Source organism: Streptomyces sp. WZ-12 (assembly GCF_028898845.1).
Classification (GTDB): domain Bacteria; phylum Actinomycetota; class Actinomycetes; order Streptomycetales; family Streptomycetaceae; genus Streptomyces.
In genome coordinates, this window is sequence record NZ_CP118574.1 from 4,588,498 (window position 1) to 4,604,437 (window position 15,940).

General features: G+C 68.9%; 12 protein-coding genes. 8 read left to right on the plus strand and 4 right to left on the minus strand.

Translation table 11 applies throughout. The features are described from left to right. Nucleotides 1-51 precede the first annotated feature (51 nt). A complete protein-coding gene (gene rpsF / locus PV796_RS19735) occupies nucleotides 52-342 on the minus strand; it encodes a 30S ribosomal protein S6 (RefSeq protein WP_018542659.1) in 291 nt (96 codons plus the stop codon). A 229-nt stretch (nucleotides 343-571) separates the two neighbouring features. Here rpsF and PV796_RS19740 point away from each other — a divergent pair, with 229 nt between their 5' ends. The 3 genes from PV796_RS19740 (at nucleotide 572) to PV796_RS19750 (ending at nucleotide 3,236) form a co-directional block, all read left to right on the plus strand. Beyond that, nucleotides 572-889, plus strand: a complete 318-nt coding sequence (locus PV796_RS19740) for a hypothetical protein (RefSeq protein WP_274914621.1) — start codon at nucleotides 572-574, stop codon at nucleotides 887-889. Between the two features lie 135 nt (nucleotides 890-1,024). Beyond that, a complete protein-coding gene (locus PV796_RS19745) occupies nucleotides 1,025-2,143 on the plus strand; it encodes a lipid II:glycine glycyltransferase FemX (RefSeq protein ID WP_274914622.1) in 1,119 nt (372 codons plus the stop codon). A 61-nt stretch (nucleotides 2,144-2,204) separates the two neighbouring features. Then, the gene (locus tag PV796_RS19750) at nucleotides 2,205-3,236 is read left to right on the plus strand and encodes an alanine racemase (RefSeq protein WP_274914623.1); all 1,032 of its coding nucleotides are present in this window, start codon (nucleotides 2,205-2,207) and stop codon (nucleotides 3,234-3,236) included. 81 nt (nucleotides 3,237-3,317) lie between these two features. Here PV796_RS19750 and PV796_RS19755 read toward each other — a convergent pair whose 3' ends face one another. Further along, nucleotides 3,318-4,799 carry a glycosyltransferase family 87 protein gene (locus PV796_RS19755; protein WP_274914624.1) on the minus strand — a complete coding sequence of 494 codons (1,482 nt, stop codon included), beginning with the start codon at nucleotides 4,797-4,799 and terminating at the stop codon, nucleotides 3,318-3,320. Nucleotides 4,800-4,921: 122 nt separating this feature from the next. Then, nucleotides 4,922-7,573 carry a transglycosylase domain-containing protein gene (locus PV796_RS19760; protein WP_376564903.1) on the minus strand — a complete coding sequence of 884 codons (2,652 nt, stop codon included), beginning with the start codon at nucleotides 7,571-7,573 and terminating at the stop codon, nucleotides 4,922-4,924. A 361-nt stretch (nucleotides 7,574-7,934) separates the two neighbouring features. Between PV796_RS19760 and PV796_RS19765 the strand changes: the two genes are divergently transcribed. From PV796_RS19765 to PV796_RS19780, 4 genes are all read left to right on the plus strand, one after another. Next, on the plus strand, nucleotides 7,935-8,606 hold the full coding sequence (locus PV796_RS19765) for a PadR family transcriptional regulator (protein WP_274914626.1): 672 nt from the start codon (nucleotides 7,935-7,937) through the stop codon (nucleotides 8,604-8,606). A 59-nt stretch (nucleotides 8,607-8,665) separates the two neighbouring features. Continuing rightward, nucleotides 8,666-9,748 carry an inositol-3-phosphate synthase gene (locus PV796_RS19770; protein WP_274914627.1) on the plus strand — a complete coding sequence of 361 codons (1,083 nt, stop codon included), beginning with the start codon at nucleotides 8,666-8,668 and terminating at the stop codon, nucleotides 9,746-9,748. A 72-nt stretch (nucleotides 9,749-9,820) separates the two neighbouring features. Beyond that, nucleotides 9,821-11,080 (plus strand): MFS transporter, encoded by a 1,260-nt coding sequence (locus PV796_RS19775; RefSeq protein ID WP_274914628.1) that lies wholly within the window; start codon nucleotides 9,821-9,823, stop codon nucleotides 11,078-11,080. A 126-nt stretch (nucleotides 11,081-11,206) separates the two neighbouring features. Then, complete coding sequence (locus PV796_RS19780) at nucleotides 11,207-11,815, plus strand: LppU/SCO3897 family protein (RefSeq protein WP_274914629.1); 609 nt, start codon at nucleotides 11,207-11,209, stop codon at nucleotides 11,813-11,815. A gap of 154 nt (nucleotides 11,816-11,969) precedes the next feature. Here the strand turns inward: PV796_RS19780 and PV796_RS19785 are convergent, their stop codons facing one another. Further along, nucleotides 11,970-13,445 carry a CCA tRNA nucleotidyltransferase gene (locus PV796_RS19785; RefSeq protein WP_274914630.1) on the minus strand — a complete coding sequence of 492 codons (1,476 nt, stop codon included), beginning with the start codon at nucleotides 13,443-13,445 and terminating at the stop codon, nucleotides 11,970-11,972. A 247-nt stretch (nucleotides 13,446-13,692) separates the two neighbouring features. Between PV796_RS19785 and PV796_RS19790 the strand changes: the two genes are divergently transcribed. Continuing rightward, a complete protein-coding gene (locus PV796_RS19790; RefSeq protein WP_274914631.1) occupies nucleotides 13,693-15,939 on the plus strand; it encodes a DUF6049 family protein in 2,247 nt (748 codons plus the stop codon). Nucleotide 15,940: the final 1 nt, after the last annotated feature.

Below are 15,940 nucleotides of genomic sequence, written 5' to 3' on the forward strand. Positions count from 1 at the left end.
TGGCTGCTGGTGTTGCTACTCGAACCCGGTTACCGCTGAACGCGTACGCGCTCAGTGGGTCTCGGGACGGAGGACCTTGGTCCGAAGAACCGACTCGTTCAGGTTCATCTGACGGTCGAGCTCCTTGACGACCGCAGGCTCGGCCTGCAGGTCGATGACCGAGTAGATGCCCTCGGGCTTCTTGTTGATCTCGTACGAGAGACGACGACGGCCCCAGGTGTCGACCTTCTCGACCTTTCCGTTGCCCTCGCGGACGACGGAGAGGAAGTTCTCGATCAGGGGGGCGACGGCGCGCTCCTCCAGATCGGGGTCGAGGATGACCATCACCTCGTAGTGACGCATGGTGAACCCACCTCCTTTGGACTCAGCGGCCACGGTCGTTCCGTGGCAGGAGGGTCGTGATGCGTTTCCGCGCCCGCCGGCCCGTCATCCGGGCAGACATGTGCGCAGACCGTACAGAGTACCTGCCTCCGCGCTTCCGGTTGAAATCCGCCCACCGGACCCCGCAATCTGGAACACAATGGGTGTGAGCGGCGTTACAGTGCGCCGCCCCGTCAGTGGGAGGTGCCGTATGGCACAGGCAGCACGGACCCAGCGGAATCTGCTCGCGATCCTCAACAGCGACGGCCAAACCCATCCCGTGGAGAACACCTTCGCGGTCGTGACCCTCGTCCTCGGAGCGATTGCCGCCTTCACCGCTCTCTCCCCCGGCCTCCACCTGATCAGTTCCTGGGTGGGCCTGATCGGGATCGGTACGGGCCTGTGGGGTCAGTACATCTCCTCCACGACGGCGGAACGGTTCCTGTTGATCATCGGGCTCGGTGCCGCCGGCGTCGGGTTCTACATCGGCCTGGCCCACGGCGGCCTCTTCGGCGGCGTCATCGGCTAGTCCGCACCCGTCACGCTGGGCTCTACGGGGCCCGGTCCCGTACGGCCCAAACGGGGCGCTCCCGGGTCACAGTAGGCTTCGGCGCGAGAGCCGGAGCCCCGACCGTGGGGACACACCAGCCGAGGAGCGCCCCGCATGAGCCTGACCCTGAGGACCATCAGTCGAGAGCAGCATCTGGCATACATCCAGAGCCTGCCCGCGGCGAGCCACATGCAGGTCCCGGCCTGGGCTGACGTCAAGGCCGAGTGGCGGTCCGAGAGCCTGGGCTGGTTCGACGCGTCCGGCGAGCTGGTCGGTGCCGGTCTGGTCCTCTACCGCCAGCTTCCCAAGATCAAGCGGTACCTCGCCTACCTTCCCGAGGGCCCGGTCATCAACTGGTACGCGCCGAACCTGGAGGACTGGCTGCAGCCGATGCTCGGCCACCTCAAGCAGCAGGGCGCCTTCTCCGTGAAGATGGGCCCGCCGGTGGTCATCCGCCGCTGGGACTCCGCCGCGATCAAGTCGGGCATCCAGAACCCCGACGTCAAGCGGCTGCGGGACGTCGAGGCCAGCCACATCGAGGCACGCGCCTTCGAGGTCGCCGACCGGCTGCGCCGCATGGGGTGGCAGCAGGGCGAGGACGGCGGCGCCGGCTTCGGCGACGTGCAGCCCCGCTACGTCTTCCAGGTCCCGCTGAACGGCCGGCCGCTCGAAGAGGTCCACAAGGGCTTCAACCAACTGTGGCGCCGCAACATCAAGAAGGCCGAGAAGGCCGGCGTCGAGGTCGTCCAGGGCGGCTACCAGGACCTGGAAGAGTGGCAGCGGCTCTACGAGATCACCGCGAAGCGCGACCAGTTCCGGCCGCGCCCGCTCAGCTACTTCCAGCGCATGTGGTCCGCCCTCAACGCCGAGGACCCGAACCGCATGCGGCTCTACTTCGCCCGCCACAACGGGGTGAACCTCTCCGCCGCGACCATGCTCGTCGTCGGCGGACACGTCTGGTACTCGTACGGCGCCTCGGACAACATCGGCCGCGAGGTGCGGCCCTCCAACGCGATGCAGTGGCGGATGCTCCAGGACGCCCACGCGCTCGGTGCCTCGGTCTACGACCTCCGCGGCATCAGCGACTCGCTGGACGAGAACGACCACCTCTTCGGCCTGATCCAGTTCAAGGTCGGCACGGGCGGGCAGGCGGCGGAGTACCTCGGCGAGTGGGACTTCCCGCTCAACAAGCTCCTGCACAAGGCGCTCGACATCTACATGTCGCGCCGCTGACCCCTCCTCCGTACCGTCCGTACTCCTGACACACCCCCACGAGAAAGGTTCCGGGCCGGCCATGGCGCTCACCCTCTACGTCGACACCGCGCGCTGGCGGGCGCATCAGCAGAGCGTTCTCCAGCAGTTCCCCGGGCTGGTCCCGGTCTGCAAGGGCAACGGCTACGGCTTCGGCCACGAGCGCCTCGCAGAGGAGGCCACCCGGCTCGGTTCCGACATCCTCGCGGTCGGCACGACCTACGAAGCGGCCCAGATCAAGGACTACTTCAGCGGCGACCTGCTGGTGCTGACGCCCTTCCGGCACGGCGAGGAGCCGGTGCCGCTGCCGGACCGGGCGATCCGCTCGGTCTCCTCGGTCGAGGGCGTGGGCGGGCTGGTCGGCGCCCGTGTCGTCATCGAGGTCATGAGCAGCATGAAGCGGCACGGCGTCCAGCCGGAGGACCTGCCGAAGCTGGCCGCGGCCATCGAGGACGTCCGGCTGGAGGGCTTCGCGATCCACCTGCCGCTGGACCGCACCGACGGCTCCGACTCCGTCGACGAGGTCATCGGGTGGATGGACCGGCTGCGCGCCGCCCGCCTCCCGCTGCACACCATGTTCGTCAGCCACCTCAAGCCCGACGAACTCACCCGGCTCCAGCAGCAGTTCCCGCAGACCCGCTTCCGGGCGCGGATCGGCACCCGCCTCTGGCTCGGCGACCACGACGCCACCGAGTACCGCGGCTCGGTCCTCGACGTCACCCGCGTCGCCAAGGGCGACCGGTTCGGCTACCGCCAGCAGAAGGCGGCCTCGGACGGCTACCTCGTCGTGGTGGCCGGCGGCACCTCGCACGGCGTGGGCCTGGAGTCGCCCAAGGCGCTGCACGGCGTGATGCCGCGTGCCAAGGGCGTGGCCCGCGCCGGCCTGGCGAGCGTCAACCGCAACCTGGCGCCGTACGTCTGGGCCGGCAAGCAGCGCTGGTTCGCCGAGCCCCCGCACATGCAGGTGTCGATCCTCTTCGTCCCGGGCGACGCCCCGGAGCCCAAGGTGGGCGAGGAGTTGGTGGCCCACCTGCGGCACACCACCACGCAGTACGACCGCGTCGTGGACCGCTGAGCCGGCCGGCCCGCACACAATGTCAGGGGCCCGGTGCCGCGGAGAGTTCCGCGGCACCGGGCCCCTGACGCGTTCCGCCGCTCAGTCCCGGGCGGCGCCCCAGCGCACCCGCGGTGCCGCCTCGAAGCGCACCGCGTGCTGCGGCTCGTGGGCCGTCCGCCCGAGCACGAAGACATCGGGGCTGCGGTCCAGGACACCGCCCGAGGGGTCGTCGTCCCCGTCCCTACGGACCACGTCGCGCTCGGGCATCAGGATGTCCCGGACGACCATGGCACACACATAGAGGGTGCCCAACAGGTGCAGGGCGATGGCCAGTTGGTATCCCTCGGGCGGCAGCCCCTGGTGCTTGTCACCGTTGCCGGTGTAGGCCAGGTACATCCAGATCCCCAGGAAGTACATGACCTCGCACGCCTGCCAGATCAGGAAGTCCCGCCAGCGCGGCCGGGCCAGCGCGGCCAACGGGATCAGCCACAGGACGTACTGCGGCGAGTAGACCTTGTTGGTGAGGATGAACAACGCCACGACCAGGAACGCGAGTTGGGCGAAGCGCGGTCGACGCGGGGCGTAGAGCGTCAGCAACGCGAGGGCACCGCAGCCGACGATCATCAGCAGCGTCGCGTAGAGGTTGGCGTTCTCCAGCGGGTTGCCGGTGCGCTGGGAGAGCAACAGCCAGAGCGAGCCGAAGTCGATCGGCCGCTCCTGGCTGAAGGTGTAGAACTTCGCCCAGCCCTCCCGGATGCGGAAGCCGGAGGCATCGTGGGCGATCATCACCGGCAGGTTCACCACCAGCCAGGAGACCACCGCGCCGAGGACGGTCCGCCCGTACGCGCGCCAGGTCCCGGCCCGCCAGCACAGCACGAGCAACGGGCCCAGCAGCAGCACCGGATAGAGCTTCGCCGCGGTCGCCAGCCCGATCAGAACGCCGGCCGCCAGCGGGCGGCTGCGCGACCACATCAGCATGCCGGCGGCGGTCAGGGCGACCGCCAACAGGTCCCAGTTGATGGTGGCGGTGAGGGCGAAGGCCGGCGCCAGGGCCACCAGCAGACCGTCCCACGGGCGCCGCCGGTGGGTTCGGGCCACGCAGACCGCGATGACGGCGGCGCAGACCATCAGCATGCCGGCATTGACCAGCCAGTAGATCTGCTCCCGGCCCTGGATCGCCCCGCCGTGCGGAGTCAGCCACGAGGCGACTTCCATGAAGAGCCCGGTCAGCACCGGGTACTCCAGGTACTGCATGTCCCCGGGCAACTTGTCGAAGTAGGGGATCAGGCCGTCGGCGAAGCCCCGGCCCGAGTAGAGGTGGGGGATGTCCGAGTAACAGGCGTGGACGTACTGGCTGGTGGCGCCGAAGAACCAGCCGCCGTTGTAGCAGGGCAGCTTCTGCACCATGCCGAGCGCGAACATGCCGAGGGCGACGAGCGCGACCACCCGTACCGGGGTCAGCCAGTGCACCCCGAGCAGGGCATGCCGGCCGATCGGCCCGCCGACCAGCTCGCTGCCGGCCGCGGCCACCTCATCCCGTTTCGTCGGCCGAACGGGCTCGTCCTGTCGCAGGCTCGTCATGGCCCCATCCTGCCGTACGCACCGGGGACGAACGCGACGAAGCCCCCACCCGGTCGCGCCGGGTCGGGGGCTTCGTCGAGCCATGTTTCACGTGAAACGCGTCAACGTTTCACGTGAAACGGTCAGCCCGTCTCACCTCCGGTGGGCCCGCCGAAGATGCCTCCGCCGGTGCTCCCACCGCTGGTCGGGTCGGGTGTGCCGGGAGACGTCCCGCCGGTGTCACCACCGGGTCCGCCCGGGCCGCCGCCGGTGGTCCCGGCGTTGCTTCCGTGGTCCTTGCAGTGCAGGTCCCAGGGCGAGCAGCTCTTGGTCGGCGTCGGGCTGCCGCTGCCCGTCGGGGTGGCGGTCTGGCTGGGCGTGGCACTCGGGCTCGGCGACTGCGTGATGCTCGGCGTGGGCGTCGGCGTGGGGGAGGGCATGCCGGGCTCGTTGATGACCTGCCCGATCGGCTGGGCCTCCGGGAACGGCTGCGGAGTCATGCCGGACATCGCCTGCATCATGTACTGCGTCCACACCTCGGTCGGCAGCGCACCACCGTGGATCGAGTCGAAGCCACCGACGCCGTTCATCGACAACTGGCGCGGGTTCTGGGCGTCCTCGCGGAACATGGCGATGGCGGTCGACAACTGCTTGGTGTAGCCGACGAACCAGGCCGACTTGTTCTCGTCCGTGGTACCCGTCTTGCCCGCGGCCGGCATGCCGAGCTTCAGGGCGTTCTTGCCGGTGCCGTTCTTGATCACGTTCTGCAGCACGTCGGTGACGTTGTTGGCGATGTTCGCGTCGATCGCATTCGCCTTAGGAGTCGGCTTGTCGAAGCCCGGCAGCTCCTTGCCCTCGGAGACCACCTTGGTCACCGAGTAGGGCTCCGCCTGCGTACCGGAGGCGGCGAAGGTGGCATAGGCGTCCGCCATGCGGATCGCGCTCGGCGTCGAAGTACCCAGTGCGAACGACGGGTTGAGGTTCTTGTCGAAGCTGGACTTCGAGATGCCGGCGGCCTCCGCCATGGACCGCACCTTGTCCATGCCGACGTCCATGCCGAGTTGGACGAACGGGGTGTTGACCGACTGCTCCATCGCCTTGCGCAAGGAGATGTAGCCCCAGGGGTAGTTGCTCTCGTTCACCTGGTAGAAGGGCGAACCGTCCTTCTTCAACACGTACGAGCCGTCCGCGTTCTTCACCTTGAGGTGGTCGTCGCCGTTGTACTTGCTGTCCGGCGAGAGCGGCTGACTGCTCCCGGCCTTCCCGTACTTCATCGCCGCGGAGAGGACGAACGGCTTCCAGGTCGAGCCGACCGGCACGCCGAAGGTGTCGGCGTTGTTGCTGAAGTGCCCCTTGTCGTAGCCCTCGCCGCCGTACAGGGCCACGATCCGGCCGTCACCCGGCACCACCGAAGCGCCGCCGAACTGAACGTACTTGTCCTTGTCCGGCCGCTTCTTCGGGTCGATGTAGCGGTCGTTGACCTTGTTCACCGCGGCGGCGAGTTCCTTGGTCTTCTTCTCGTCGAAGGTCGTCTGGACCGTGTAGCCGCCCTTGTCGAAGCGCGCCTCGCTGATGTCCGAGTTCTTGAGGACGTACTTCTTGGCGACGTCGATCAGGTAGCCGACCTGACCGCCCTTGCTCGCCACCGGCCTCGGCTTCTGCGGGGCGGGGAAGCCCTTGGCCTTGTACTTGGCCTCGTCGGCCTGCGACAGGTGGCCGTTGGCGACCATGCGGTCGAGGATCCAGGCCCAACGCTCCTTGGCCCGCGCGGTGTTCGCGGCCGGCGTGGCGCTCGCGCCGATGCCGCCCGCGGGGTCGTAGAGGTTGGCGCCCTTGAGCAGGGAGGCCAGGAAGGCACTCTCGCTCGGGTCCAGCTTGGCGGCGTCCTTGCCGTAGTAAGCCTGTGCCGCGGCCTGGATCCCGTAGGCACCGCGGCCGAAGTAGCTGGTGTTCAGGTAGCCCTGGAGGATCTCCGGCTTGCCCTGCTTCCAGCCGACCTTGATCGAGATGAACAGTTCCTTGAACTTCCGGTCCAGGGTCTGTTCCTGACTCAGCATCGCGTTCTTGACGTACTGCTGAGTGATGGTCGAACCACCCTGGGTGTCACCACCCCGGGCCATGTTGACCAGGGCCCGGAGGATGCCCATGGGGTCGACGCCGTGGTCGGTCTCGAAGGAGGCGTTCTCCGCGGAGATCACGGCGTACTGCATCGACTTCGGGATCTCGGCGATGCCGACCACCTGGCGGTTGGTCTCGCCGTCGCGTGCCATGACCTTGCCGTTGGACCAAAGGTAGACGTTGTTCTGCGACTTGGCGGCCTGGTTCACGTTGGGCACCTGCACCATCGCGAGCCCGACACCGGCCGCGCCGACGACCAGGGCGGCGGTCCCGACGCAGATGCTCGCCACCTGTTTCCAGGACGGCATCCACCGTCGCCAACCGGTGTGGTTGGCCCGCGGGTAGTCAATGAAGCGCTTCTTGGGCGGCTTTCCGCCGCCACGGCCTCGCCCACGACCCCCTTCACCGCCACCGCCGCCACCACCGCGGCGACCGCCGCCCTGGCCGACGCCACCACCGGACGCCATGGCTGCGGAGTCGAACGCCTTGCGCCGGCCGCCCCGTTGGGCGGCCCGACGGGCCTCGGCGCGGCCACCCGGCCGGGGTTGGGGCGGCGGAGGGGTGGCATCAGCGCCGCGCGGCGGAACAGCGCGGCGTCCGGAAGACTGTGCGGCGCGTCTGGCAGCGGCACGCCCGCCACCTTGCGGCTGGGGTGGTTTGCGACGGTGCTCGCTCATGGAACGAATACTCCTCGGACAGGCGCGCTCTCTCGTCGCCTGAAGGCGGCAGTTGGCTTCAGGTCCCCCCAGTGCACGGCCCGTTCCTGACGCGCGGGCCGCACTACACCGAGGTCAGGGACGTCACGTATAGGCCCACGGTTCCCGGCAGTCTGCATGCCGCACAGACTACGCACGGCCAAAACCTGCCCAGCGTTGAAATTCACTCCAAAACAGTCAGGTTGCGTCGCACGAATAAGTGATGTGACGCCGTTCACCGTCCGCCCTCTTGTTCCGCTCAGGGCACCGATCTATCGTCTGGATGTATCGACTCGATACATCAGATCGAGATAAAGACCGCACAGGGCCTAGGAGGCGGAGGATGAGCAGGCGTTCCGGCATCCTCGAATTCGCCGTCCTCGGTCTGCTCCGGGAATCCCCGATGCACGGTTACGAACTGCGCAAGCGGCTCAACACCTCGCTCGGGGTCTTCCGCGCCTTCAGCTACGGCACGCTCTACCCCTGCCTCAAGTCGCTGGTCACGAACGGCTGGCTCGTCGAGGAAACGGGTGGCGCCCCGGAGGGCGTTCCCGCCACGGCACTCACCGGACGCCGGGCAAAGATCGTCTACCGGTTGACCCCGGCGGGCAAAGAGCACTTCGAGGAACTGCTCAGCCACTCCGGGCCGGACGCCTGGGAGGACGAACACTTCGGTGTCCGCTTCGCGTTCTTCGGCCAGACGTCGCGGGACGTGCGGATGCGCGTGCTGGAAGGCCGCCGCAGCCGGCTGGAGGAGCGCCTGGAGAAGATGCGCACCTCCCTGGCCAGGACCCGCGAGCGACTGGACGACTACACCCTCGAACTGCAGCGGCACGGCATGGAGTCCGTGGAGCGCGAGGTCCGTTGGCTCAACGAGCTCATCGAGAGCGAGCGCACCGGGCGCGAACAGCGCGCACCGGAGGACTCCACAGCGCAGGACAAGAACAACCAGTCAGGAGACACGGGCGGCCTGCCCCGGCACCGGGGTGGTTCCCGGCCGGACCCGTCCGAATGACACCACCACATGAGGCCCTGCCCTACAGGTCCTCATCGAGATCACAGGGAGCAACCGGAATGGGTTCGGTTCGCGTAGCCATTGTCGGCGTGGGCAACTGCGCCGCCTCGCTGGTACAGGGCGTCGAGTACTACAAGGACACCGACCCGGACAGCCGCGTGCCCGGCCTCATGCACGTGCAGTTCGGCGAATACCACGTCCGCGACGTCGAGTTCGTGGCCGCCTTCGACGTTGACGCCAAGAAGGTCGGCCTCGACCTCTCCGACGCCATCGGCGCCAGCGAGAACAACACCGTCAAGATCTGCGACGTGCCGAACACCGGTGTCCAGGTCCAGCGCGGCCACACCCTCGACGGCCTGGGCAAGTACTACCGCGAGACGATCGAGGAGTCCGCCGAGGCCCCGGTCGACATCGTCCGAGTGCTCAAGGACCGGCAGGTCGACGTCCTGGTCTGCTACCTCCCCGTCGGCTCCGAGGACGCGGCGAAGTACTACGCGCAGTGCGCCATCGACGCCAAGGTCGCCTTCGTCAACGCCCTCCCGGTCTTCATCGCCGGCACCAAGGAGTGGGCGGACAAGTTCACCGAGGCCGGCGTGCCGATCGTCGGTGACGACATCAAGTCCCAGGTCGGCGCCACCATTACGCACCGCGTGCTGGCCAAGCTCTTCGAGGACCGGGGTGTCGTCCTGGACCGCACGATGCAGCTCAACGTCGGCGGCAACATGGACTTCAAGAACATGCTGGAGCGCGAGCGCCTGGAGTCCAAGAAGATCTCCAAGACGCAGGCGGTCACCTCCCAGATCCCCGACCGCGAACTGGGCGAGAAGAACGTCCACATCGGCCCGTCCGACTACGTGGCCTGGCTGGACGACCGCAAGTGGGCCTACGTCCGCCTTGAGGGCCGCGCCTTCGGCGACGTCCCGCTGAACCTCGAATACAAGCTGGAGGTCTGGGACTCCCCGAACTCCGCCGGCGTCATCATCGACGCGGTGCGTGCCGCCAAGATCGCCAAGGACCGGGGCATCGGCGGCCCGATCCTCTCCGCCTCCTCCTACTTCATGAAGTCGCCGCCGGTGCAGTACTTCGACGACGAGGCGCGGGAGAACGTCGAGAAGTTCATCCGCGGTGAGGTCGAGCGCTAAGCGCTCCCCCTCTCACCGCCGGCCTCCGGTTATTCCTCCCGGAGGCCGGCGGGCTGTGTGAGGCTGTGCCTCATGCATGTTGCGCGCGATCTCCGCGTATTACTCCGGCTGCGCGACTTTCGTTCGCTCCTGGCCGTGCGGCTCCTCTCGCAGGCCGCCGACGGGGTGTTCCAGGCGGCGCTCGCCACCTTCGTCATCTTCTCGCCCGAGAAGCAGGCGTCGCCCGAGGCGATCGCCTCCGCCATGGCGATCCTGCTGCTGCCGTACTCCCTTCTCGGGCCGTTCACCGGGGTGTTGCTCGACCGCTGGCGCCGGCGGCAGGTCCTGCTCCACGGCAATCTGCTGCGTACCCTGCTCGCCGCGCTCACCGCGGTGCTGATCGCGATGCACGTCCCCGACTGGCTCTTCTACGTCTCCGCGCTCTGCGTGACCGCCGTGAACCGCTTTGTCCTGGCGGGACTTTCGGCCGCCCTGCCTCGCGTGGTCGACGGCCGGCACCAGCTCGTGATGGCCAACGCCCTTTCCCCCACGGCGGGAACGCTCGCCATGACGGTCGGCGGCGGGTTGGCCTTCGCGCTCCGGCTGGCCGGCACGGACGTGGACGGGCTCGTGGTGCTGCTGGCCGCCGTGCTGTACCTCTGCTCCGCCCTCACCGCCCTGCGGATGACTCCGCAACTCCTCGGGCCGGACCCCTCGGTGCTCCAACCCCACGTCAAGGACGCCTTGTTGAGCACCGTGCGCGGGCTTGTGGAGGGCCTACGCCATCTCGCCGCCCGTCCCACGCCGGCCGGCGCGCTCACCGTCATGACGGTGGTCCGCTTCTGCTACGGCGCGCTGACGGTGATGGTGCTGATGCTGTGCCGGTACGCCTGGTCCAGCACCACGTCCGAGGGGCTGGCGCTGCTGGGGGTGACCGTCGCCGTGTCCGGAGCCGGATTCTTCGCGGCCGCGGTGGTCACTCCCTGGGCGGTCGAACGGCTCGGCGCCTTCGGCTGGATGGCGTGTTGTGCCGCGGCGGGCGCGGTCCTGGCGCCCGCACTGGGGCTGTTCTTCCGCCCGGCGCCGATGCTGGTGGCCGCCTTCGTCCTCGGCCTGGGCACCCAGGGAACCAAGATCTCCACGGACACGGTGGTCCAGTCCTCGGTCGACGACGCCTTCCGCGGCCGCATCTTCGCCGTCTACGACGTGCTGTTCAACGTCGCGTTCGTCGGCGCGGCCGCGGTCGCCGCCCTGATGCTGCCGCCCGACGGCCGGTCCGCGGTCCTGATCGTCGTGGTGGCCGCGCTCTACGCGGTGGTCGCCGCGGCCCTGGTCCGCTTCGTGCGCCGCTGAGCGCCCGCCCCCGGCGCCCCGACACCCGCGCCGATGCGGCGCCCAGCGGAGCAGATACCTTACGGGCGTACTTCACGCGCCCGGACACCGCACGTCCGGGAACACCAGATTTCGGGGGAACTTCCCATGACCACGCCTCCGCAGGGGCAGAACCCGTACGGCCAACCCCCTTACGGACAGCAGCCGTACGGCCAGCCTCCCTACCCGCAGCCACCCCAGCCGCCGCAGGCCGCCTACGGTCCGCCCCCGAGCGGGCAGCCGCAGGGCGGGCCCCCGCCCCAGGGTGGATACGCCTATCCCCAGCAACCGCAGCCGCCGTACGGCCAGCAGCCGCCGCAGGGTTATCCGCAGGCGCCGCAGCAGCCCTTCCCGCAGGGCGGGGCTCCCGTCCCCCCGCCGCCGGCCCGCCAGGGAAGGTCGCCCAAGGCGATCCTGAAGGGCATCGTCGTGGTCGTGGGCCTGATCGTCATCGGGGTGGCCTGGGTGAGTAGCTGGCACGACGCCGATACCGCCAAGGCCGGCGACTGCATGAAGAACGAGGGCAACGAGATCAAGCCCGATCTCAAGGTGGTGGACTGCGGCACGGCGGAGGCCAAGTACAAGGTGACGGCCGTCCACACCGACACCACGGACACCTCGCTCTGTCCGAGCGACACCAACGCCTATTCGGAGGTCCAGCACCGCCGCCGGGCCTCCGACACCCGGTTCGTGCTCTGCCTTCAGAACGTCAAGTAGCCGCCAAATCAGCGCACTTGCGCCGCGGGGCGGTGTTTCACGTGAAACGGCAGAGCTCCTGCCGCCGCGTTTCACGTGAAACACCGCCCCGTTGCACCTCGCCCGGTTTCACGTGAAACACCGCCGGTTCACGGTCGCCACGGGCCCCAGCGCCTCAACTCTGCGTCGCCCACCACTCCTTGAGAGCGGCCACCGCCGCCTCGCGGTCCATCGGACCGTGCTCCAGCCGCAGCTCCAGCAGGTGCTTGTACGCCTTGCCGATCTGCGGGCCAGGGCCGACGTCGAGGATCTCCATGATCTCGTTGCCGTTCAGGTCCGGGCGGATCGCGTCCAGCTCCTCCTGCTCCTGGAGCAGGCCGATGCGCTCCTCCAGACCGTTGTAGGCCCGCGACAGCGCGGCCGCCTTGCGCTTGTTGCGCGTAGTGCAGTCCGAGCGGGTCAGCTTGTGCAGGCGGTCCAGTTGCGGGCCGGCGTCCCGGACGTAGCGGCGGACCGCGGAGTCCGTCCACTCGCCGGTGCCGTACCCGTGGAACCGCAGATGCAGCTCCACCAGGCGCGCAACGTCCTTGATCATGTCGTTTGAGTACTTCAGGGCGGTCATGCGCTTCTTGGTCATCTTCGCCCCAACCACCTCGTGGTGGTGGAAGGAGACCCGACCGTCGCTCTCGAAGCGCCGCGTCTTGGGCTTGCCGATGTCGTGCAGCAGCGCCGCCAGCCGCAGCACCAGGTCGGGCCCGTCGTCCTCAAGGTCGATGGCCTGCTCCAGCACCGTCAGCGTGTGCTCGTAGACGTCCTTGTGGCGGTGGTGCTCGTCGCTCTCCAGGCGCAGCGCGGGCAGCTCCGGCAGCACCCGGTCGGCGATCCCGGAATCGACCAGCAGCCGCAGGCCCTTGCGCGGATTCGGCGCCATGATCAGCTTGTTGAGCTCGTCACGCACCCGCTCAGCGGAGACGATCTCGATGCGCTCCGCCATCGCCGTCATCGCCTCGACGACCTCGGGCGCCACCGTGAAGTCCAACTGCGCGGCGAAGCGGGCCGCCCGCATCATCCGCAGCGGGTCGTCGGAGAACGACTCCTGCGGCGTCCCCGGAGTCCGCAGCACGCGGGCCGCCAGGTCCTCCAGACCGTTGTGCGGGTCGACGAACTCCTTCTGCGGAAGCAGCACCGCCATGGCGTTGACCGTGAAGTCCCGGCGGATCAGATCGTCCTCGATCGAGTCGCCGTAGGACACCTCGGGCTTGCGCGAGGTGCGGTCGTACGCCTCCGAGCGGTAGGTCGTGACCTCGATGTCGAACGCGTTCTTCTTGCAGCCGACCGTGCCGAAGGCGATGCCGACCTCCCAGACCGCGTCCGCCCATGGCCGGACGATCTTCAGCACGTCCTCCGGCCGGGCGTCGGTGGTGAAGTCCAGGTCGTTACCGAGCCGGCCGAGCAGCGCGTCCCGGACCGACCCGCCGACCAGGGCAAGCGTGAACCCGGCCTCCTGGAAGCGACGGGCCAGGTCGTCCGCGACGGGGGAAACCCGCAGCAGCTCGCTCACGGCACGGCGCTGCACGTGGTTCAGCGCGTTCGTCGACTGCGGAGTCTGCTCGGACCGCGTGGTGGGGAAGTCATTGTTGGCGTTCGGCACAACAGAAAAGGGTACGTGGCCGCGCGGCCCGCGGCGTCACGTCAATAAAGGGGACAACGGCCCCCAGATCCCGCCGTCATGATCACGTGGCGCAGTCCCCGGCACTACGGCGCGCCGGGCCTCGTTACCATTCGTGGACGCACATTCCGACGACCACTGACGACGACGAGGGACGGGCGAGCGCGTGGCCGATGCGGCAGGGTTCCAGGCGACTGAACGGCCGCGTGGCCGATGGCTGCGAAGGACCGTGACGCTGCTCACCGGAGTACCCCTGCTCGTGGGGACGCTCCAGGTCACCCACGCCCCCGAGGCCCGGGCGGCCTCGCACCCGGTCAACGTCGCGATCAACGCGATGTCCCCGGTCGCCCCCGGCAAGGACGACACGGTCACCGTCTCCGGCACGCTGACCAACGACACCAAGAGCGCGATCACCGACGCCCACGTCGGGCTGCACCGCGGTGCGGCGCTCAACGACCGCAGCTCCATTCAGGCCGTGACCAAACGCACCGGCTATCAGCCGGGAGCCGACGGCAAGGAGATCGGCGACCACACCGAGAAGATCGACCGGCTCGACCCTGGCACCAGCCGAACCTTCACCCTCAACGTCCCCGTCAAGGACCTCGGCCTCAGCAGCGACGGGGTGTATCCGCTCGGCGTGACCCTGTCCGGTCACGGCCCGAGCGCGTCGTACGACCAGGTCCTCGGCATCGACCGGACCCTGCTGCCCTGGCAGGGCTCCGCGCCGGCGAAGAAGACCCAGCTCACCTACCTGTGGCCGCTGATCTCCACCACCCACCTCACGGCCGAGACCGGCGCCGACGCCCAGCAGACGCCGGTCTTCCGCAACGACGGTCTCGCGTCGGAGATCGCCCCCGGCGGCCGGCTCCAGAAGATGGTCGAGCTCGGCAAGAACCTCCCGGTGACCTTCGTCGTCGACCCCGACCTGCTCGCGACCGTCGAGGCGATGACGAAGCCGTACCACGTGCACGACCCGGACGGCCCGGTCGGCAAGAACCAGGCCGTGGCCAAGCAGTGGCTCAACGATCTGCAGAACGCCGTGAAGGGCCACGAGGTCGTCGCCCTGCCCTTCGGTGACCCGGACCTGGCCTCGCTCGCGCACCACGGCAAGAGCGTGCCCAGCTCGCTCGGCCACCTCGGCCCGGCCACCGAGCTCGCCTCGAAGGCCGTGGACACCATCCTCGGCGTGAAGCCGCGCACCGACTTCACCTGGCCCGTGGACGGCGCCATCGACTCCTCGATCGTCGACGTCGCCACCTCGGCCGGCGCCCACAACGTCATCACCCGGAGCGACAGCCTGCGGGACAACGACCTGCCGTACACCCCGACCGCGGCCCGGCCCATCGGCGGCGGCAACACCGCCATCGTCACCGACGCCCAGCTCTCCCGGGCCTTCGAGGGCGACATGTCGAAGTCGGGGAACGCCAGCCTGGCGATCCAGGATTTCCTGGCCGAGGCCCAGATGATCGGCCTGGAGAACCCCGAGCAGCAGCGCAGCATCGTCGTCGCGCCGCAGCGCATGCCCTCGGCGACCCAGGCCCAGGCGATGGCCGGCGCGCTGCGGAACCTGGAGCAGGCCGGCTGGGTCCAGCCGACGAAGCTGGGGGACGCGGCGAAGGCGAAGCCCGACCCGGCCGCCAACCGCCAGATCCCCGGCCGCTCGTCGTACCCGGATGTGTTGCGCCAGCAGGAGCTCCCCACCGACGCCTTCCGGCAGATCGAGGACACCCAGTCCGCGCTGGACGACTTCAAGGTCGTCCTGGCCCACCCCGAGCGCGTGGTCACCCCGTTCGGCAACGCCATAATGCGCGAGATGTCGACGTCGTGGCGGGGCGACTCCCAGGGCGCCACCGCGTTCCGCGCCTCGGTGCGCGACTACCTCGACGGCCTGACCAAGAAGGTCCGCCTGATCCCGAAGTCCGAGGCGACGCTCTCCGGGCGCAGCGCCACGATCCCGGTGACGGTGCAGAACAACCTCCTCCAAGGCGTCCAGGGCCTGACACTGCGGCTGACCTCGTCGCAGCCCAACCGGCTGGACGTCGGGAAATCCCAGGAGATCAAGGTGGACGGCGGGCACAGCCAGTCGTTCAAGTTCGAGACCACGGCGAACGCCAACGGTCTCGCCTGGGTGACCGCCCAGCTCTACACCGCGGACGGCACGCCCTACGGTGAGCCGATGAAGTTCCCCGTGAACGTCACCGAGATCACCGCCACTGTGATGCTCGTCATCGCCGGCGGTGTCCTGCTGCTCGTGCTCGCCGGCGTGCGGATCTACCTCCAGCGCAAGCGGGCGGCCGCCGAGGACACCGGGGACGAGGAGAACGGCGAGGACAACGGCGGTGCCACCGCCGAGGGCGAGGGCGACGACAGCGGCAACCCCGGCGGCGACAGCCCCGAGCAGCCGAGTGACCCCACGCCGGACACCGGTTCGGAGAAGTCCGGGCCCTCCGGCTCAGGTGAGAAAGTGGACCGTTGAT